We start from the raw sequence: 19,968 nt of genomic DNA on the forward strand, positions 1-19,968 counted from the left end.
TAGCACTCCCATGTCTCAACCCACTTTGCGTCAATTATCCTTTTTAACGGCGATTGCCGAGCATGGCTCGTTTGTCGCCGCTGCTGAACAAGCCCTCGTTACCCAGCCGTCACTGTCTGCGGCGATCAAAGAGCTGGAATCCATTCTGGGCACAAAGCTGATTGAGCGAGGCCGGAGTGGGGCGACGCTAACACCAGCTGGCGAGATTGCCGCCGCCCGCGCCCGCGCCATCCTGTCAGCAGTCGATGAATTGGGGGAGGCGGTACAGGGTGCTGCAGAACCTTTGACCGGGCCATTCCGTTTGGGTGTCATCCCAACGATTGCGCCCTTCTTTTTGCCTAAGGTCCTGCCGCGCGCAAAAGCGGCTTTCCCCAAACTCAAACTCTATTTGCGTGAGGATTTAACCAGTCGATTGATCGATGGACTTCGCGCGCATACCCTAGATGCAGCATTGATTGCATTGCCTTATGAAGCCCAAGGCATCGACACCATGCCTTTGTTTGACGATGAGTTTTTGTTCGTTGGCCCACCAGACCATCCGCTTTCCAAGAAGGCTGACTTGTCGGCAGCAGACTTGGAAGGCGAGCCCGTTTTATTGTTGGAAGATGGTCATTGTCTGCGCGATCACGCGATTGGCGTATGTGGCATGACGCGGCCCGGCCAAGAAGAAGTTCGAGCGACATCATTGTTTACCTTGGTGCAAATGGCCGCTGGGGGACTCGGCATTTCGTTGTTGCCCAAGATCGCTGCCGATGCTGGCATTGCCGCCGACGGACTCGTGGTGCGCGCCTTTACCCCACCGGTGATCGGACGACAAATTGGTCTTGCCTGGCGGCGCAGCTCCGGACGCTTGATTGAAATCAAGGCGCTTTCGGGGATATTGAAATCGGCATGACCGATGCCTCGCTCCGCCTCGCTACGACACTTGGTCTACTAGCCCTGTTTGCGATTCTTGAGTGGATGCGCCCCGCTCGCTCGTCACAAGTTACAGCCGCGCGTATCGCCCGCCACGGAGCCCTATCGCTTTTGGGATCCTTGGTTTCACGCCTCGTGCTGGCTGGTGGCTTGGCATCCGTGGCAAGCTTTGTGCAACAGATCGACTTTGGCTTGGTGAATTGGCTGGAACTGAGCGGAATTTGGGTCTGGGTCGCGTGCTTCTTGATTTTAGACCTCGCAGTTTGGAGTCAACACGTCCTTAGTCATAAGATTCCCTTTTTCTGGCGCCTTCACCGCCTCCATCACAGTGACGTGGTGATGGATGTAACCACGGCCTTGCGATTTCATCCGTTTGAAATCATGGCATCGCTGATTTTTAAGGGTAGCGTCGTCGCGCTCTTGGGCGCCCCGCCTGCTTTGGTGTTTGCCTTCGAATTGGTTTTGGGTGCCGGGGCCTTGTTCACGCACGCCAATATTGCGCTGCCCAAGCCTTTAGACACAGCGCTGCGCTGGGTCTTCGTGACTCCAGCCATGCACTTGATCCACCACAATCCCAACCCCGTGGCGACCAACAGCAATTATGGGTTTAGCTTTTCCTTTTGGGACCGGCTGTTTCGTACCTATCGGGCTGATGCCCCAATTCCTACGCTGCCGTCCGGTTCTGACATCGGTTTAGAGAGATGGCGTAGTCCACAAGATCAGACTCTCAAAGCCATGGTACTGAACCCATTCGCTTAGCTCTTGCTTGCATACCCATGGCCTCTGCTGCACGGTAGGATAAAATAGGGGGAAACAACATGGGCCACGAAGTTCCAGCATCCATCAGTCAGGCTGAAGTCGCAGCGGTGCGCGTGCAAGTACAAGCGATGACGGATCAGCTACGCGAGCCGCCCAACGTCACCAAGTTGCGCCTCGATTACGATGCCATGGGGCAGCTCTATCCTTTGGCTGAGGGGGTAAGTGCGACAGAGGTTAGCCTCAATGGCGTGCCGGCTGAGAAACTCACGGGATCGGACACGTCGGGAACTGCGACTTTGCTGTACCTCCATGGTGGTGGCTATGTGATTGGGTCGCCCAAGAGCCACAGCCACATGGTCGCGCAATTTGTGGCAACCTCGGGCATGAGTGCCTATTCAGTTGACTATCGCTTGGCACCCGAGCACCCATTTCCCGCCGCGATTGACGACGCCGTCTTGGCCTATCGCGCCTTACTGGATCAGGGGATTCCGGCTTCGAAAATCATTATCTCAGGCGATTCTGCCGGCGGTGGTTTGACCATGGCAACGGCGTTAAAGCTGAAGGCGGAAGGTCTGCCCCAACCCGCAGGCCTTTTTGTTATTTCCCCTTGGGCCAATCTTCAACAAGAGGGAGCAAGTTATGCGGCTAAGGCTGAAGCCGACTTTATCGTCGACAAGGCAAGCCTAGACCGTTGGGCGGCGGTCTATTTGAACGGCGCGTCTGCTCAAGGGCCTTTGGCGTCGCCCGTTTTGGCTGATTTGTCCGGCCTTGCGCCCATCCTGATCCATGTCGGCTCTGAGGAGGTTTTGTTGGCCGACTCTCTGCGCTTGGCAAAAGCCGCTGGACTGGCTCTGGTCGATGTGAGGCTCAAGATCGTGCCACACATGCCCCATGTGTTCCATTACACGTGGCCCCAAGTGACCGCCGCCCGCATTGCCATTGGCGAAGCCGCCGCTTGGATGCAGGCGCGGACCGCATAGGATCTATTGGGCGACAAACCTAATCGCTTGGCCACCCCCGGCTGCCAAGCGGATGTCGAGCACTTGGTTGCGGGTCACGATCTTTTCCTCAAACACGATGTTGAGTGGATTTTTGTCCCAATCGGCATTGGGCCCGTCGCGATAGATTTGCGCCTTATAGGTTCGCCCAGCATCAAGGAAGGTGAGCGGTACCTTTAAGCGTCGCGCATTCTCGTCGGTGATCGCACCCAAATACCAATTGTCGCTCGCCCGATCCTTGCGGGCGATGGTGACAAAGTCACCCACCTCGCCATTCAAGGCCCGCGTCTCCGACCAATCGACGGGCACGTCCTTGATGAATTGGAAGGGCATCGGGTTGGCCAGATAATGCTCCGGCAGGTCTGCGGCCATCTGGATGGGGCTATAGAGCGCGACATAAAGCGCAAGCTGCTTGGCAATTGTCGTCCGCGCCCGATGGCCTTCTTGGGTCGGATTGATGGCAAAGATGCCGGGTGTGAAGTCCATAGGGCCCGCCAACATGCGGGTGAACACCAAATTAACTTCATGCTCTGGCGGGTTCTCGGGATTGCCCCACGCATTATATTCTTGGCCGCGAGCCCCTTCGCGCGAGACCCAGTTGGGATAGGTTCGGCGCAGGCCCGTGTCCTTGATCGGCTCATGGGCATTGATCGCAATTTTGTGGCGGGCAGCGGTTTCAACGACCCGGAGGTGATGGCGCACGGCTTCTTGCCCATCGTGCCATTCAAACACGATTTGGCCATTGGCATCGCGGTAGCGTGCCCCGCCCGCATCGGCGACATAGCCCGTCTTCACGCTATCGACGCCCAAGCTCTCATAGAGAGCAAAGGCGGCTTCCATCTGGGGCTCATAATTGGCGATATTAGCCGCTGTTTCGTGATGCCCGACCAGATGAACGCCCTTTGACCGGGCATAGTCTGTGACCGCCTTTAGGTCGAAATCGGGATAAGCGGTGGTAAAGTCAAAGCCTGTCTCGCCGCCGAACCAATCGCCATCCCAGCCCTTGTTCCAGCCTTCTATCAGGACGCCGCGAAAACCGTGCTCGGCGGCAAAGTCGATATAGCGTTTTGCATTCTCCGTGGTTGCGCCATGCTTAGGGCCGCTGCCCCAGGTCGACTTGTTGATATGCATCTCCCACCAGATGCCGATGTATTTAAAAGGCTTGACCCAAGATACATCGCCCAAAGCGTTAGGTTCATTCAAATTGAGGATCAGATGGCTCATCACCAGCCCAGCCGCATCATCGCTGATCTGGATCGTCCGCCACGGGGTGGCGAAGGGCGCTGTACGTACCACCTTAGCCCCGCGCGAGCTGGGTGAGAGCGTCGAGATAAACTTTGTGCCGCCTGCATGACGCAGCCACATCGATGAATAATCCACCAGCGCGGCCTCGTGGAAGGACAAATGCAGGCCGCTCTTTGTGCGCACGGTCATTGGCGTATGGGCTTGGCCCACTTCGCGGATTGGTGTGCGGTTATACAGATATTCATAGCGGTTCCATTCGCCCGCCGGTTGCCACCAAGCGGTGCCATCTTCAGCGAGATTGAACTCCGTCATCTCTTCGCCGATCGCGACTTGCTTCAGGTTCGGCTGGTCTGGGAAGTTGTATCGGAAGCCAACGCCATCATCATAGACGCGGAAGGTAACCGAGAATTGTCGTGGCGCACCCCGGCCATCTTCAAACGTGACTGTCAGTTCGTTGTAGCGGTTCAAGACTGACTTGGCTTCGCCCCAAGGCAAATCCCAAGTTTCTTCAAACGAGCGCGTGGTGTGGCTGATCGCAGATAGCGAGCGGTCAAATTTCGGCGCATTGGTGAACAAGAAGCCCATTTTGGAGCGGGTGATGATTGGCTTTCCCGCGCGGCTGATCTGATAGGTGGCTTCGCCGTAAGAGCTGCCAACCTCAACCACAATTTTTCCATCGGGTGAGGTGGCTTTAAAGGATGGGTCTGCGAGAGCAGGGCTTGCCCAGATCAAGCACAGGCAGGCGATCAGAAAACGCAGCATGATAGTTCCCCCAGGACAGGATTCCGCCCCTGCCTTGTCGCACATTGGCTCATTCTGGCAAGCAGGACTGGCTGTGGTTAGCCCACGGACCAGCCACGTCGCGCACAAGCGGCCTGCAACGTGTTTTGTAATAGACAGGCTATGGTCATTGGCCCCACGCCGCCAGGAACTGGTGTGATTGCACCAGCAACTTCAAAAGCCTCTTCATAGGCAACATCGCCCACAAGGCGTGTGGCACCGGGGCCTTTAGCTGGATTATCGACGCGGTTGATCCCCACATCGATCACCGTCGCACCGGGCTTCACCCAAGCGCCCTTAATCATTTCCGGCCGGCCGACGGCTGGCACCAAGATGTCGGCTGAGCGACAAACGGAGGCGAGATCCCGCGTCCGCGAATGGGCCAGCGTAACCGTGCAGTCTTCGGCCAAAAACAAGAGCCCTGCTGGTTTGCCAACCAGAATAGAGCGGCCCACCACGACAACATGTGCGCCCTTTAGGTCGCCCAAAGTGCGCTTGGCCAAGATGATGCAGCCCGTCGGCGTGCAGGGGCGTAAGCCTAGACGGCCCAGAACCAGTCGCCCGGCGGAAACTTCGGTCAGGCCGTCCACGTCTTTGGCGGGGTCGATACAAGCGATCACAGCATCGCTATTCAAGCCCGCTGGCAAAGGTAGTTGCACGAGGATGCCGTCGACGTCGGGATCAGCCGACAGGGCTTTAACTTGGCTCTCTAGTTCGGCTTGGCTGACACTGGCGGGAAGTTTGATCTCGCGCGAGATCATGCCAGCGGCTTGGGTCCGGCGGCCCTTATTGCGCACATAGACTTGGCTAGCGGGATCATCGCCAACGAGCACCACGCATAAGCAAGGCGGCGCGCCATAGGTCTGGACGAGGCTTTCAACATCGCGCGCAACTTCTTGATCGACCGCCTCTGCAATGGCTTTGCCGTCAATAATCCGTGCGCTCATGGGAAGTCCTCGCCTCAGGGTCAGTGAGGCTTTTCTCTATCCTGTGTGGCCCCATCCAAACAAGATCAGGGCACTGTGTTCAGATCAGAACGGAATGAGGGGAACGGCGAAGTTTTGCAGAAACTGGATGCCGATGATCAGCGCGACGGGGGATAAGTCCACACCGCCCAAATTGGGGATGACTTTGCGGATCGGGTTGAGCGCTGGCGTCGTTAGGCGCTCACACGTGTCATAGATTGTCGCAACAAAGCGGTTTCGTAGATTGATGATGTCAAAAGCGACGAGCCAGCTCATCACAGCTCCCGCGATCACGACCCACAGGTAGAGACCCAAAACTGTACCCAAAAGCCATTCAACTGGACCTGGTGGACCCATGACATTTCTCCTCGCGTGGTCGATCTAGCGCCACTAGCCGCCCTCAAGTGGGCGAAAGCACGCCTCTATTCAAGGGGTTTGCTGTTGATCCTGTTCAAATCGTAGTGAGAGCGCTGCCTCAAGGCCGCTTAGCTGCGTCCAGAGGCGTCGCTCTGATTGGGGGGCGCAGCCCAGTCTTCGAGCGCGTTCGGAGACAGTGGCAGGCGGTGCGGCGATTGAACTGGTCGTTGATGGCTGCAGCTTTCCTTGCCGGTCGGTTTGAAAGAAGAATTGGGGCGTGACTTCTCCCGCATCACAATTCACTCGGAACATAGCAAAGGTCTTGTCGGCGTAGGGCGGCGGCCGTGGGCTGCTACCGCCGATATCGATCATAAGCAGGAGTGTTTGCTCCCCATTTGCCGTTTGGCCTGCCAATTCAATTGAAGGGTTGACTTGCATGACTGTGTTCTGGGCCAATGCATTGGGGGCAATGGTCCATTGCTGGCTCAGGAAAGCTCTCAGGGCGGTCTCATAGTGGCTTTGACAGCCCGCCAGTGATTGGATGCCAGCGGGGAGGGTGGCCCCTGATCTGCTGGCTATAAGCATCAGAAGGCCAATTGTTTGTGCGTCACCTAAAGTGACAGCTTGTACGGATGCGGGGGGATTCCATGTTGGCTTTGATGGCGTGAATTCGCGCGCCGTGTTCCATTGTGTTGTGACGTAGTCCCAACAAGTATTCGGAGCAGCTTGTGGTCCTGATGCCGCTGTCATGGCCGGGGCAGGATTACTGGCGAGCCGGCCGCGCAATTCTGTCGTCGATACCGTTGGCGCAGATGGCTTTTGAGGTGAACCGGCGGGGGGGCGGACTTGCGGTGCCTGGCCGATTTCTTTGATCGCTTGTAGAGCTAACTCATTATCAGGCTGAAGCGCCAAAGCGCGATTGAGGTAAAGATTGGCTTCTTTAGGGTTAGGCGGGCCAAACAAGCCCATTCTATACATGAGGCCAAGATTGACGCAGGCCATAGCGTTGCTGGCCTGACAGGCCTTCTGCATGACGTTTTGCCCTTTTTTGGCATCCGCGGCCACACCAATGCCTTGCACAAGCATCAGACCCAAACCCTGACAAGCGTTGGCATTGCCAAGGTCGCAACCTTTTTGAAATAGCGCAACACTTTGCTCTGGTGTGCCCATCTTGGTCTGGCCTTGGACGATCATTTCCCCTGCGACCGTGCACGCAATGGCCGTTCCTTCTTGGCAGGCGCGGTCGGAAGAGGTAAATGCCGCCTCGCCTTCGCCGCGCTGCAAAGCCAATTGAGCGGCTACCCAATAGGTGTTCCCCTCAGTTGTGGTACTTCCGAGGTCGCCCGTTCCAGCCGTCGCTCTTTGAGCTTTTACTTCACTAAACTGGGTGGCGAATACAAAGACGAGTATAATGGCAATGAAAGGCTGATTCATAATTTTCTCTGGCCTTTCATTCTTTTACCCAACGCCTCTGACTATAACGTGCGCCCCGCCTATTGGAATAGATTGCTATCACAATGGGTGCGGCATTTCTTATGCTTACTCGTTGGATATTTGGCGGGTGAGGTGGATATTTGCTGCTCTCCCTAAATGTTCCGGAAAATCAGAAGAGGCCATGCATCATGGCAGCCAATTTGGCTTTTTCAACACGGGAAACATATATTTCTACTAGATTCGCTCTGAGAATTCAAAAATTATACTTGATATTAACTTAGTATAAATCAAAATAAGCTAGAATAAATAATTCATTTATCAATTTTAATGACGTAGAATAAAATTTTATCAAATAGAAAATCCAAGTTTTATTATGTTTGTGGGACACTGACCTCTCAACTGGGGGATGGTTCAGTGAAGTTACGGTCAGTCAGCTTACTCATACTTGGTCAAATGCTTTGGCTTACGGCGGCCTGCTCCACAGTTTCCACACATCGCCCAGTCGATAATTGGTCAATGCCGTCGCCACAAGCAGCCGTCGAGAAGGTACCGCATCGTCTAGCCGTCGGTACCGAAGCCAGCCCTGTCGATAACAGTCTCGTAGCGCGCCGCATTGCCAATCAGGAAAGCATCGAGTCCTCGTCGAAGGCCTATTGGCAAGAACCGGTTGCAAGGCCACAGCCGGCAAGCCGGCGTCAAGCCACTGCGATGCTGGTAGGCGTTCGTGAAACCGCGCCAGACGGACTGCGTGAATTCTGCCGTCGCTTACCTCAGCAGTGCAACATCACCGTCACAACGCGCGCCCGGCCCGAGCGACAAGAAGACGGCTTTATGCTGACGGGCTTGGGTCCCGATTTGAGCGATTCTATCCCGGCCCGTGTTATGGCTGCGCCATCTGCTCGACCCATTCGTGCCTTTAATGCCACGCGTGAGCAATTAGCCCAGATCAATCAGATCAATCGCCAAATTAATCGCGCGATGATTGGTGTGACCGATCAGGTTGCGTTTGGTCGTACCGAATTCTGGACGATGCCACTTTCTGCCCCGGAATATCGCACCGTGCGCACACGGCCCTTAGCCGATTGCGAGGATTTTGCCCTCGAGAAGCGTCGCGCGCTGATTAATGCCGGTATTCCGGAGAACGCACTTTATCTGGCGGTTGCCGTTTCTCCGCGCACGAGCTTGCATGCAGTCCTTGTGATCTCCACTGATCAAGGCGATCTCGTGTTGGATAATCTCAATGATTGGATCGTTGGCTTTCAAGAGACTGGCTATACGTGGGTCAAGCGGCAGTCGAGCACATCCATGCTAGATTGGGCCGATGCGGTCCAGTCTGAGCAACCCAGCTCGCGCCTTTTCACCAATCTCGAAACACGAGTCTCCCCCGTGCGTCGCGAAAGCGAAGCGCAGTCGCCGACAATTGCCTTGGCTTCAGCTTGGGAAACTACTTCTGAGGGGGCCGACATGTCTGAGCCGGTCGTCCTATCTATCCGACCCACGGGTGGCCGGTCCGAATAGCATCGGCAGGCCCCACGGGGGCTGTTTCATTCACGACGCCGCAGACTCTGCTTCGCATAAGGGATAAATGCGGCTAAGATGTCGCTCATGTTCAGCCAGTCATTTTTCTCAGGTCCAAAAGGTGTTTTGGCGTAGATGTCGTTTTGGAAGTGGTCAAAAGTAGAGAAGACGCGCACCCAATTCATGCCCGCGGGCAAGGTCGCTTACGCGGTCGGCGACGTTCATGGCAGCCTAGGCCTCTTGCAAGCTATGCTCGAAGCCATTGCCAATAAAAGTGCGCAACTTGATCAAGTTCGTCCGACGATCATTTTTTTAGGCGATTATGTAGACAAGGGCGATGACCCAAGTGGGGTGATCGACACGTTGATTGAAGCCAAAGCGAATGATCGATTTAACTGGGTTTTCTTGAAGGGGAATCATGAAGACGCGCTTTTGACGTTCCTGCAACATCCCGAATTTGGTCCCCAATGGCTGCAATTTGGCGGTGCGCCCACCATGCTTTCTTATGGCGTCACGCCGCCGACGGCGCGGTCTGAGCCCGAGGTTTGGGAGGCTGCAGCTCAGCAATTGTTGGGCTCCATCCCCAGTGCCCATATGGATTTTTATCAGAATCTCGGACTTGCCTATCGCCTAGGCGGGTACTTCTTTGTCCATGCCGGTATTCGCCCAGGCAAAGCGATTGAAGCGCAAAAGGATGATGACCTTTTGTGGATCCGTAGCGAGTTTCTGGAGGATCGTCGTGCTCTGCCAGTGATTGTGGTGCACGGCCATTCGCCAGACATGGAGCCTTATGCCGATCATCGCCGCATCGGAGTGGATACCGGAGCCTATGCCACCGGTCGACTGACCTCAGTCCGCTTGGAGGCTGACAAGGTCGACTGGTTGCACGTAACGCGTGCAGACTTGAAGCCTGGTTGATAGGTTAGCCGCTTTGGCGAGCCCCTAGTTTCGGTCCTCGGCACGGCGGTTTTTGACCAGCTTGTCATAGGTGTATTCTGCTGGAACCAGATGCGAGACGCGCCGTCGGGGCTGCTTCGCAAAGCCTGCGGCCGCGATCAACGACGCCCAGTGCAATAAGCCAATGCCGCTGACTGAAAACACAATGGCTTCTCCCAGCGCGCAGACAAGGAACAAAATTGCCAACGCGCGGCCGACGGGGCCTGTTTCAGCCACGCGGTAAAGCATGAAGAAGAAGAGCGCGAGCCAGATCGGAGCGCCCAGCAAACCGGCCTCCTCAAAAATAGCTACATAGGAATTGCCTTTATCAATGAGAATCTCAAACCGCCCTTCGGTCTTGAGGATCCTGAGATTCTCGATGGCAGTGTAGGGATCCAATAGCCTTGGATCAGAAGGCACCCCAAACCCGATCCCCGTTGCAAGGTGGCCTTCAATATTGCCATAGGAACGCGCAATCGGCATGCCCCGCGATGCGGTGTAGCCCTCCAAATTGAACAATTGGGATGGTGCATCAGGCTTGATCACTGCCGTGGATGTCCCGCTAGCATACCATAAGGACCCGATAACACAGGCAGCATAGAGGCCCCCTAATCCCAGCCGTGAAAGGCTGCGACGCAGGCGCTTGCCAGACCCCTCTGAGGCGCTGGCAGGCTTCCACAGCTTCTTAAGGGCAAAGCGCGTCGCTTCAATCGCAGCGACCAACACAAGCCCGCCTAAGCCAGTTCGGCTCCAGGCCAGCCAAATCAAACCAACGCTTACAGTCAGTATCGTAAGCCTTAACCAGAGCGAGAGCCGTCTCAAATAAAGGATCAAGACGGCCAGTGGGGCGAGAAATAGCCCTACAATCTGGGGCTGCCAGGCTAGGCCGTTAAAATCGACCTTATTGTATTCATACCCGTTGCCGACAACATAGACCCCGAGACAACCAAATGCGAAAGCAGTCAAAACGCCCGCGACCGCATATGGGGCTTCAAACGCGCAGGTCGTTGGACGAAAGAGATTGTCTAGCCATATGCTTAACGCGCACAAGGGCACTAAGAACTGGGCGAGCGCAAAGATGCTGACGACCAAGGCACTGGATGTCGCGAGGGTTATCAAGCCGCCGAGCCCGGCTGCAATCAAGGTGATCTTTGTCACCGTTCCAATACGCCAATCGCCGCGAACAATCAGGAGTGCTGATAAGAACAGAGCCGCCCATACCAATATGAATTCGATCGCAGGTTCGCCTGCTTCAGGGCCAAAAATGTTCAAATTGCCTTGGGGCAACAGTGCGGCCAGTCCCAATAAGCAGAAGATGGCTGTCGCTGGTCGCAGTAGGAAAATAGAAAACACCAGACCGAACAGCGCGCTAAGCCAAGGACTGATGCTTAGGCAGATCAGGCTCCCTCCGGTCAGAATGGCACTTCGCCAAAACACACCATTTCGCGTTCTCGCTCGGAGCACGAAAGATCGGCTTTGGGTCAGATAAGGTTCCATACAAATGCGACCGGTCTGAGGTTACAGACCATCCAAGGCACGACTGCTCTGCTTGTCGCGTGCAGGAGTGCCTTGTTGGGTAGCTGGTGAAGCCGCTTGCGCCGATTGGGCGCGAGGGCTTGCTTGCTCCGGCACTGTACGCGGCTTCGCGACCAACTGGGAAATATCGGGATCCGGCATTAGTCCGTCTTTACCCGGTGCTGGCAAGCTGAAAGGGGCGGCAGGGTCGGGGTCGTCCAAGCCGCTTGCGCTGCTTTGCTGGGCGGCTAGGGACTCAGCGCGCGCGCGGACGTTGACGATTTGATTTTGCTCAAGGCCATTGGTTCCACCTTGAGGCTGACTTGCCATATTGGGCGTGCGTAATGCATTCAACTTAGCCAAATCGATTTCGCTAAGCCCTGAACCATCAGTCGGGTCTGGTTCGATGATTGCCTCGCCCAATTCAGGAGCGGTTGCTGCCGCCTTTCGGGGCCAAGCCTCTTTTCCCGGGTAGGGCGCTGTGAAGGCCACAGGCGTGCCACCTTTGCCCTTCCAAGTATAAAAAATATGTGTGCCGAGTTGGGTTAGCTTCTTCAAGCTAGGGGCCCATCGCGGTGCCACCCAATCGGTGTGGTAATGTGTTGCTAAGCCCACTTCGGTGGCAACATATCCGCTTAGGGCAGACGAAGCCACGGCTTGGGCCATCCGCCAACGTCGTCCACTTGGCGGCCGCTTCAATGCGCCATCACACGTGAAGGTGAATTGGCAACCGGTTGGCCGCTCGGACCCTTGGAACACGACACCACACACAGAGTGAGGCCACGCAGGATGTCGCATCCGATTGATGACGACTTGCGCAACAGCATGTTGGCCGCTGGCGCTTTCAGAACCTGCCTCATAATACACCGCTAGGCTCATGCAATGCATGGCACGTGAACGTTCAAGTGGGCTGTTCGCCGTCAAGATGAAGGGGCGAGCTGGGGCCCCGAGTTCTGTTGCAAATGGTAGGTTTTGGTTGAAGCGGCGGGCGTCTTCTTTGCTGACATTGGCATAGACTGAAGGGTTGTTAGCCGTCCCTTCAACGTTGAATTCAGATAAGTTCCAGTCTGGCCTGTCGGATCCAAATGCAAGCTCCATAGGGTCATTCGGGATCGCTGGGGCCGGTGGCAGCCGTGGCAGCGTCTCTATACCCGCGGGCAAAGTCGTGGGAGGTGCGTAAGAGCTCCAAATAACAACGCCCGCAGAGCCGATGACAAGACTCGACAGTCCGGCCAGCGCGATTATCGCTGGCACCCGGTTTGGACGTGGTCTAGGTCCGCCGATTAATTTCATCCAATTTCCACCCGATCTGGAAAAGTCGGTAATTTGAAAGGTCCAAAATGAGAACTCATGATGGCTAAAGCAAGTTTGGTGCCGCAGTCCCGCCGCAGCATATGATTTAGAAGACTTTAGAATTCCAACAAAGAGTGCGCGTTTCTCTACACCTAACCATCTTTCAAATGAACCCCATATGAAGCATTTTGGGCTGCCAGTTTAAGTGGGATTGCTTAGAGCTACACTTGCACGTTATGAACGCCATGGGCAGACAAAGCCCTATCAGAAAAGCGGTTCAACTCTCAACTAGCTAGGGAACGCAAATTTTGGCGACGGGGGCATCCAGGCAGAACCTGCAGCGGGCCAATCGCGACGCCGAGCAACCGGTGGCATTGCCACAACGTCCAAGCGAGCTCAGCCAGCTTTGGCACGAAGTTTTAAGGCCCTGGTTTTGGCCATTGATCGCGCTTGGCGTGCTTTTTGGCGCAATCTATCGGCACGGCGCTGAGGTTCCCCTTGATACAGCTGCCTTTGCGGCAATCAGTTCCTGCCTCTTGGTCCTGGCCTTAATCGACAAAAAAAATCAAGCCGCACTTGCCAAGGTGCCAAATCCAAAATGGGCCCTGATTGGATTGGTCCTTGTCTGGTTGGTCATGGCCGCCCAGCTCCTCCCGATTCCCTTTTTGACGGGTGGCAACAAATCTTGGTTTCCGGTTCAAAGCGTCACAGTTGATGTTGACCTGACGCTTCGTGCGATGGTTTCCATGGGCTCCGCCGTCGCCTTTTTTGTGTTTGGCGCTATCTTTGGAGCGGATCGTGAGCGTCGTGAGATTGTTCTTTGGCTGCTCGGCATTTTGACATTTTCGGTGATTATGTATGCATTCATGCTGCATTCTTCAGGCTTGTCGGCAAGTTCGTTCCAGCAGTCAGGCGGTGAGACTGTCATGGAAGGACCATTCCTGAACGCCAACACCTTTGCAATTCTAATGGTTATGGTCTTCTCGGTATGTCTAGGAACCTTTGTTGCTGAAGATCGCCGACACAAAGGCAAGCAAAGACTGTGGGTCAGGGTTGGGGCTGTCGTGCTCGCTGCCGCAGCGGCCGTTTGTATATTTCTAACCATGTCGCGCGCCGCTTGGATTTTGTCGTTGGGAATCATATTCGGCCTTGCCCTCATCGTGCGGCCGGGTGCGCACCTTCGGACGAGCATATTCGGTGTCGCGGCTCTGCTTGTTTTATTCATTGGCTGGAATGCTTCGGAGCAACTGGGGTTGTCGATCCAACCGCTCGATTTGGCGCAAGGATTTGATGGGCGATTTGCCGATTGGGAGCCAGGGCTGGATCTTACGCTTACGCGGCCAGTCCTCGGTTGGGGTGCGGGGACGTTTGCACGAGCAATGGAGCCCTTCCGCGACGCCCCCCAAATCGCATCATCGATGATTGTGATTACGCCTCAAAACTCAATCTTGTTGATAACCTCCGAGACAGGCCTGATTGGCATGGTGGCTTGGGGTGTCCTTTTGACCGGTATCGTTCTCTTTGCGGTTAACGGACTCAAAGTACGGTCGTCTTCGCCAGTCCTAGCCGTGTCCCTACTATTGGGTGCCAGTGCAGCAATCGCCCAAAGCTTGGTTGATTTTCCGATGTCTATTCCTGCAATCGCGGCGTTTTGGGCGTTTTTGTTAGGCTATTGCGGCGGGCTGGGTGGCAAGGCACGTCGTAAGAAGCGTCGAAATCGGCCTGAAGCATCAAACAATCAATCCGGCAGGTTTAGCCGCCAACGCATTTCTGCTTGACCCGTTCCAGGCGCAATGCAGTGGCCAGCCCCGCATCCGCGTCAGAGCCATTGACGAACTGAATCGTCCTTTGTTTCCCCCATCGCAAGCACAGATCCTCGGCATCACTCAGCGCCCGATCGCGTGCCTCAGGGTTGAGCTTTACCCAACCTGATGCTGCAATGGCCAAGCGCCAGTCCTGCATAGTGGTGTCGTGTGGGGATAGGCGGTGCCATTCGAGAAAGTGCTCGTTGAAGCTACTCTCGGATTCTGGCTTCCGCAAAGCCAGATAAGTCTCGCGCATGCGAATTGACGACCGCATAGGGGCAAGCAAACGGGCCCTTGTCAGTGCAGCACGCGCCGACGCAGCGTTTTCTTCTAGGCTAATCTTTAAAAGCCTGTCGGCCTCAAGTTCCCATAGGCGCGCGTCACGTGGCAGTCGGAGGTCATAAGTCGCTCGGCTCATGGCGGCTTGAGCTGTGGCACCGGGAGGAAGGCTGGCATAGAGGTCAAGGCCGATTGCGGCGCGCTCAGCCCGCCAAGACTGATAGGTGAAGAAGCTTCCTGCCGCCGAAATCGCCAGTCCGACAACAGCGATGCTTCCCTTCAGATATTCTGTCCGAGACAATTTCGATTCTCCAATGCCTGCCATTAAAACCGGGCCGTCTCAGCGCGTGCTCGTCAGGGCTTCGTATCGTGCTTGCATCCTTAGCCAACAGCCGACCACATCAAAAGCTACAATCGACAGGACAGATACTGATTTCTGGTTATATGATCAATGAAAACAATCGTCGATCCATGTAACCGATGTGCCACAATTTTAATCAAAATGTTCTGAGAATGAATTTCTATTGTTCATTACAAGTAAATACCTAAACCAGATAAAACGAAAACTCATCCAAAAGAGAACCGTAAATTCTAAATTGTTTCTGACGGTTACCATTTCTGATCAACATCTTACTTATGAGTTAACGCATAGATCGAGAAAAGCGCTTGGACCTGATTCAAGCTTGCCTTCCACTTGAACTTATATCCGCGAAGGGTCATTGAAGACCCGCTAGGGACAAGCATTTAATATTGAGAGTTTAGAGATGTCACGTCGTAGATCGGGATTATTGCCGACGCCTGCCAGGCAACGTTTTAGCCGGCCACGCGTTCACCCAAAGGGCGAAATCGCCTCCGTTACGTTTCGGCCCTCGGGCGCGACAAGACCGGACAGGATGAGGGGACGGATGTTGAGTTTAGATAGGATGGAAGGGCTGTATGCTGAGGGAGACGCGTTGTGTACGCGTGTGAACGGCTATGGTGGTAAGCGTTGGTTTGACGTGATGGTTAGTGGGTTTTTATTATTGTTTTTGTTGCCATTTTTGATGTGTGTATGGGTGGCGGTGAAGGCGACGAGTAAGGGTCCTGGTTTGTATTGGTCGCGTCGGGTGGGGCTTGGTGGTAGCCAATTTATGATGCCGAAGTTTCGCACGATGCAGGTAGAGGCACCGTCGATGCCGCGCGAGGCGTTTGATGCGACGTGCGGGTATTTGACGCCGATTGGTCAGTTTTTGCGTAAGCTGAGCATTGATGAGTTGCCTCAGCTTTGGTCGGTGGTTGTGGGGGATATGAGTTTGGTGGGTCCGCGTCCATTATTGGGCAATGACCCGACGACGAAGATCCGTCGGACGCTGTTTCCGGAGTGTTTTAGCGTGCGTCCTGGGATTACGGGATTGGCGCAGGTGAATGGTCGCAACAGTGTGAAGCCGAAGGCGAAGGCGCGTTATGATGCGTTTTATGCGGTGCATTGTCATGCGGGGATGGATTTTCACATTTTGTTGCGGACGGCGGGAGCTGTGCTGGATTTGCGTCGGATATTATAAGACTTGCGGGCTGGAGCCCGCGAGAGAATACCCGAGCGGGTTGGAGCCCGCGAGAGACAAAAATACCCAAGCGGGTTGGAGCCCGCGAGAAAATACCCAAGCGGGTTGGAGCCCGCGAGAAAACAAAAATACCCGAGCGGGTTGGAGCCCGCGAGAAAATACCCAAGCGGGTTGGAGCCCGCGAGAAAACAAAAATACCCGAGCGGGTTGGAGCCCGCGAGAAAACAAATAAGGAAGAGCAATGCTTGTATCTGGTGAGGGTATGAAGAGAGTTTTAGGCGGTTTGTTGCTGGCTGTAGGGTTGGTGGTGAGCGCGTTGATGATGACTGGGTCGCTGGGTGTGGCGCAGGCGCAGGCGCAGTTTGTGCCCCAGGTGAGTGGTGGCCAGATGGGCAGCCCAGTGGCGGTCCAGACGGGTGGTGAGAGTGCGACCGCTAGCGGCGCAGGCACGGGTTTGGATTATGTGTTGGCCCCCAATGACCGGGTTAGGTTGATTGTGTTTGGTGAGGCGGATTTATCGGGTGAGTTTGTGATTGACTCTGGCGGTATGGCGTCGATTCCCTTGGTGGGCGAGGTTCAGGCTGCGGGGATGAATTTGCGCACGTTCCAACGCGAGGTGGAGCGCCGATTGAAGAATGGTTATTTGGTTGATCCCCGAGTGAGTGCGCAGATTTTGAACTTCCGGCCGATCTTTGTGCTGGGGGAAGTGAAGGCTCCAGGCGAGCATCCGTTTGCGTCGGGTTTGACGTTGTTGAATGCGGTAGCCCAAGCGGGCGGCTTTACGACCTTGGCCAATACCCAGCGTGTGTTTATTCGCCGCGAGGGGGCGTCTGGGGAAGAAGAGATTGTGGTGCGCAGTGGTGTGCCGGTGATGCCGGGGGATACGATCCGGATCGAGAAGTCGGCGATGTTTATTTATGGCGAGGTTCGCACCCAAGGTGAGATGCCGATTCCGCCGGGTTTGACGGTGCGTACGGCGGTGGCCCAGGCGGGTGGTTTTAGCGAATTGGCCGATACCCAGACGGTGTTTGTTAAGCGTGCGGGTAGTGAGCAAGAGATTGCGGTGCCGTTTGATTCAGGGGCTTTGGTGCAATCGGGTGATACGCTGCGGGTGGATAAGTCGTCATTTTTCATCATGGGGGAAGTGGCCAAGACGGGTGAGTTGCCGATGCGTCCTGGGCTGTCTGTGACCAATGCGGCGATTTTGGCGGGCGGATTTACGACCCGTGCCGATACTCGGACGGTATTCATTCGCCATGCAGGAGAAACGAAGGAAAAGCGTTATAGACTGACCAATGATCTGGTCGTGCAAAAAGGTGACACTATTCGGATTCCTGAACGGTTCTTCTAGGTAAGACTGGACTCGTAAATGTTATTCCTTGATAATAAGCGAGTATTTGCCTGAAAGCAGGTTTAAGGTTTTGGAAGAATAGTCGGTTTGACGAAAGAGGCTTTCGAGGGGTCCATAGGGTGGATCTTGAGGGGGCGATAAGAGGGTCGAGAAGACAGGCCTCAAGACACGGTCGGGAAAGACTGGCTTGGGCTTGGATGCGTGGTCGGGTAAGGAAAAAGACAATGATAAAGAAACTGATGGTGGGTGTGGCTGGGCTCATGATGCTTGGCTTATCAGGCGTTGCGGTTGCCGCTGAGACAGCCCAATCGCTGCAGATTAAGTTGGTCAGCGCGATCCAAGCGGCCTCGAGCGCCAATCAGCCTTTGGTGCCTGCGGTTTCGTCGACGATTGAAGCCTCTGGGGCGAGTTCTGCGGTTGTGGTGGATGCGCTGACGCGTTTGCTGGGCCAATGTCCGTCTGGGGAATTGCTGGAAGAATTGCGCAAACGCGCTCCCGAGCGGATCCCTTTATGGTGCAGTGAGGCTGACCAAGCTGGGCTTCGGGGCTTGCGGTCTTTGACTTTGGCCCAAACAGGGGGCGCTACGGGGGATACAGGCGGTGGCACGGGTCTACCCTTGCCGCCAGCAGGAGCAGGTGCCTCGACCGGCTCGAGCCATCAACCCGCGCCTTAAATGAGGCCAGAAGGCAGGTGGGCTTTTTCATAAAGCCTGATTGAGAAAATTTTTATGCAGACAGGCTAGAAGGTCTGTTGAAGATCAATCCGACGCTGGCAACAGCGTGAGTGTGGTGAACGAGATGATGCGAACGATACAAATTGGACTTGTGGCTAGCCTTGTGGGTCTTCCGAGCTTGGCGTTTGCCCAAGTTATCAATCCCAATCCGACTTTGATCCAGTTTGGGACCTTGCAAGCGGTTGGCTCGAATAGTTCGGTGTCGAGCTATCGGGGCCAGTTTGTAGACCGGGGCCGCAACAGCGGGGTGCGCGATAAGCCCCGTGGTGCGGGCCTTGAGCCGGTCAATGTGCGTCTGGGTGCCTTTGTTTTGAGCCCGACGATTGATTACGATACGTTCCAAACCGACAATGCCAAGCGGTCTAACACCAATAGTCAAAGCGATACGGGCTATATTATTCGTCCGCGCATGACTTTGGCCTCCAATTGGAGCCGCCATGCGGTGAGCTTTGGGGCAGGTGTTGCTGGTACGGTGTATCAGGATTTCTCGACGGAAGATTCAACCGATCTTGAGCTGCAGGCTGCCGGGCGTCTCGACATTCGTCGCGGTGCCAATTTGCAAGCCGCTTACCGCTATTTTGAAGGGGTAGAGAGCCGCTCGACGGCAGGCCTACCGGTCAATGTGGCAGAGCCTGGCCAGTATGAGTCGAGCGCTTTGACTGTGGGCGGTGTGTGGGAACTGACCCGTACGCGTCTGTCGGCCAATGTGGACGTGAGCGACGTCAGCTTTGATCCGGTACCTTTGACCAATGGCACCACCTTGTCGCAGGTTGATCGTAATTCGGAAGGGGCGGCTCTGACGCTGCGCACCGACTTTGCGCTCACCCCCAGCACAGCCATTTTCGCAACCGCAACCCATGGCACCCGCAATTATCAAGAGCGGACAGGCGGCTTGTTCCCCTCGCGCGATTCAACGCAAGACCAAGCTCTGGTTGGGGTGAATTTTGACTTGTCCAACCTCGCACGCGGCGAAGTGGCCGTGGGCTATTTGGCGCAGAACTTTGACGCGGCGCTTTATGATGACACCGAGGCGTTTGGGTACCGGGCGGCTGTGGAATGGTTCCCAACGACTTTGGTGACAGTTGGTTTGGTTGCCACGCGCAACATCACCGATTCTCCGGTTCAAGGTTCGGGTGGAGCGGTTACGACAGGTCTGGGCGCACAAGTGGATTGGGATGTACGTTCCAATTTGGTACTGTCAGCGCGCGCCCAGCGTGAGATATTTGAGTATGATAATGTTATACGTCGTGACGAGCGTACCACTTTGACCGCTTCGGGGGCGCTTTTGCTCACCCAATGGCTGTCTGTGGTGTTTAATGTCACCAATGAGAAGCTTGAAACCAACAATGTGGCTGGCCTGAATTTTGATGAGACACGCTACAGCGTACGTCTGTCGCTACGTCGTTAGGGGTTTTTGAGGGGCAAAGCGTGCTTTTGTCCCCTCAGGAGCATCCGATCAGGTCATAGATGACGCCAGTTGTTCCATCTTGGGATAGGTGGCGTTGTCTCATATGGGGGCAAAGCGTCTTCAAGCGCATTGCTC

At 55.3% G+C, this 19,968-nt stretch carries 17 protein-coding genes; 10 read left to right on the forward strand and 7 right to left on the reverse strand.

The genetic code is table 11. The features are described 5' to 3' along the window. Window positions 1-10: 10 nt before the first annotated feature. Genes ACOVRA_RS15285 through ACOVRA_RS15295 form a run of 3 tightly spaced genes read left to right on the forward strand, consistent with a single transcriptional unit; the run spans window position 11 to window position 2,654 of the window. Window positions 11-895 (forward strand): hydrogen peroxide-inducible genes activator, encoded by an 885-nt coding sequence (locus ACOVRA_RS15285; RefSeq protein ID WP_298230209.1) that lies wholly within the window; start codon window positions 11-13, stop codon window positions 893-895. Beyond that, window positions 892-1,674, forward strand: coding sequence for a sterol desaturase family protein (locus tag ACOVRA_RS15290; protein ID WP_421721047.1), 783 nt, complete (start codon window positions 892-894; stop codon window positions 1,672-1,674). The genes ACOVRA_RS15285 and ACOVRA_RS15290 overlap by 4 nt, the downstream gene beginning before the upstream one ends. Before the next feature lie 59 nt (window positions 1,675-1,733). Then, window positions 1,734-2,654, forward strand: coding sequence for an alpha/beta hydrolase (locus ACOVRA_RS15295; RefSeq protein WP_421721048.1), 921 nt, complete (start codon window positions 1,734-1,736; stop codon window positions 2,652-2,654). A 3-nt stretch (window positions 2,655-2,657) separates the two neighbouring features. Here the strand turns inward: ACOVRA_RS15295 and ACOVRA_RS15300 are convergent, their stop codons facing one another. The 4 genes from ACOVRA_RS15300 to ACOVRA_RS15315 all read right to left on the reverse strand — a co-directional run bounded on the left by ACOVRA_RS15300 (window position 2,658) and on the right by ACOVRA_RS15315 (window position 7,453). Continuing rightward, the gene (locus ACOVRA_RS15300; protein WP_298230206.1) at window positions 2,658-4,679 is read right to left on the reverse strand and encodes a glycoside hydrolase family 97 protein; all 2,022 of its coding nucleotides are present in this window, start codon (window positions 4,677-4,679) and stop codon (window positions 2,658-2,660) included. Between the two features lie 77 nt (window positions 4,680-4,756). Next, window positions 4,757-5,644 (reverse strand): bifunctional methylenetetrahydrofolate dehydrogenase/methenyltetrahydrofolate cyclohydrolase FolD, encoded by an 888-nt coding sequence (gene folD, locus ACOVRA_RS15305; protein ID WP_421721049.1) that lies wholly within the window; start codon window positions 5,642-5,644, stop codon window positions 4,757-4,759. A gap of 84 nt (window positions 5,645-5,728) precedes the next feature. Then, the gene (locus tag ACOVRA_RS15310) at window positions 5,729-6,019 is read right to left on the reverse strand and encodes a YggT family protein (RefSeq protein ID WP_290801732.1); all 291 of its coding nucleotides are present in this window, start codon (window positions 6,017-6,019) and stop codon (window positions 5,729-5,731) included. 69 nt (window positions 6,020-6,088) lie between these two features. Continuing rightward, window positions 6,089-7,453 carry a tetratricopeptide repeat protein gene (locus tag ACOVRA_RS15315; protein ID WP_421721050.1) on the reverse strand — a complete coding sequence of 455 codons (1,365 nt, stop codon included), beginning with the start codon at window positions 7,451-7,453 and terminating at the stop codon, window positions 6,089-6,091. A 516-nt stretch (window positions 7,454-7,969) separates the two neighbouring features. Here ACOVRA_RS15315 and ACOVRA_RS15320 point away from each other — a divergent pair. Both ACOVRA_RS15320 and ACOVRA_RS15325 read left to right on the forward strand, forming a co-directional pair. Beyond that, on the forward strand, window positions 7,970-8,971 hold the full coding sequence (locus tag ACOVRA_RS15320) for a transglutaminase-like cysteine peptidase (protein WP_298229876.1): 1,002 nt from the start codon (window positions 7,970-7,972) through the stop codon (window positions 8,969-8,971). Between the two features lie 135 nt (window positions 8,972-9,106). Beyond that, window positions 9,107-9,889 carry a metallophosphoesterase family protein gene (locus ACOVRA_RS15325; protein WP_298229878.1) on the forward strand — a complete coding sequence of 261 codons (783 nt, stop codon included), beginning with the start codon at window positions 9,107-9,109 and terminating at the stop codon, window positions 9,887-9,889. A 24-nt stretch (window positions 9,890-9,913) separates the two neighbouring features. Here ACOVRA_RS15325 and ACOVRA_RS15330 read toward each other — a convergent pair whose 3' ends face one another. Both ACOVRA_RS15330 and ACOVRA_RS15335 read right to left on the reverse strand, forming a co-directional pair. Beyond that, entirely contained in the window at window positions 9,914-11,194 is a 1,281-nt protein-coding gene (locus ACOVRA_RS15330) for a hypothetical protein (RefSeq protein WP_421721051.1), read from the reverse strand. Window positions 11,195-11,425: 231 nt separating this feature from the next. Further along, window positions 11,426-12,715 carry a cell wall hydrolase gene (locus ACOVRA_RS15335; RefSeq protein ID WP_421721052.1) on the reverse strand — a complete coding sequence of 430 codons (1,290 nt, stop codon included), beginning with the start codon at window positions 12,713-12,715 and terminating at the stop codon, window positions 11,426-11,428. A gap of 440 nt (window positions 12,716-13,155) precedes the next feature. Here ACOVRA_RS15335 and ACOVRA_RS15340 point away from each other — a divergent pair, with 440 nt between their 5' ends. Next, complete coding sequence (locus ACOVRA_RS15340; protein ID WP_421721053.1) at window positions 13,156-14,493, forward strand: O-antigen ligase family protein; 1,338 nt, start codon at window positions 13,156-13,158, stop codon at window positions 14,491-14,493. On the opposite strand, the gene ACOVRA_RS15345 is transcribed toward ACOVRA_RS15340, so the two are convergent. Next, complete coding sequence (locus ACOVRA_RS15345; protein ID WP_298229886.1) at window positions 14,468-15,100, reverse strand: hypothetical protein; 633 nt, start codon at window positions 15,098-15,100, stop codon at window positions 14,468-14,470. The genes ACOVRA_RS15340 and ACOVRA_RS15345 overlap by 26 nt on opposite strands. 604 nt (window positions 15,101-15,704) lie before the next feature. Between ACOVRA_RS15345 and ACOVRA_RS15350 the strand changes: the two genes are divergently transcribed. The 4 genes from ACOVRA_RS15350 to ACOVRA_RS15365 all read left to right on the forward strand — a co-directional run bounded on the left by ACOVRA_RS15350 (window position 15,705) and on the right by ACOVRA_RS15365 (window position 19,833). Continuing rightward, window positions 15,705-16,340 carry a sugar transferase gene (locus ACOVRA_RS15350; protein WP_421721054.1) on the forward strand — a complete coding sequence of 212 codons (636 nt, stop codon included), beginning with the start codon at window positions 15,705-15,707 and terminating at the stop codon, window positions 16,338-16,340. A gap of 262 nt (window positions 16,341-16,602) precedes the next feature. Further along, window positions 16,603-17,691 (forward strand): SLBB domain-containing protein, encoded by a 1,089-nt coding sequence (locus ACOVRA_RS15355; RefSeq protein WP_421721055.1) that lies wholly within the window; start codon window positions 16,603-16,605, stop codon window positions 17,689-17,691. Window positions 17,692-17,915: 224 nt separating this feature from the next. Beyond that, complete coding sequence (locus tag ACOVRA_RS15360) at window positions 17,916-18,365, forward strand: hypothetical protein (RefSeq protein WP_298227789.1); 450 nt, start codon at window positions 17,916-17,918, stop codon at window positions 18,363-18,365. Window positions 18,366-18,489: 124 nt separating this feature from the next. After that, window positions 18,490-19,833 (forward strand): outer membrane beta-barrel protein, encoded by a 1,344-nt coding sequence (locus ACOVRA_RS15365; RefSeq protein WP_298227787.1) that lies wholly within the window; start codon window positions 18,490-18,492, stop codon window positions 19,831-19,833. Window positions 19,834-19,968 lie beyond the last annotated feature (135 nt).

The sequence above is a fragment of the Aquidulcibacter sp. genome, from assembly GCF_049239865.1.
Lineage (GTDB): Bacteria > Pseudomonadota > Alphaproteobacteria > Caulobacterales > Aquidulcibacteraceae > Aquidulcibacter.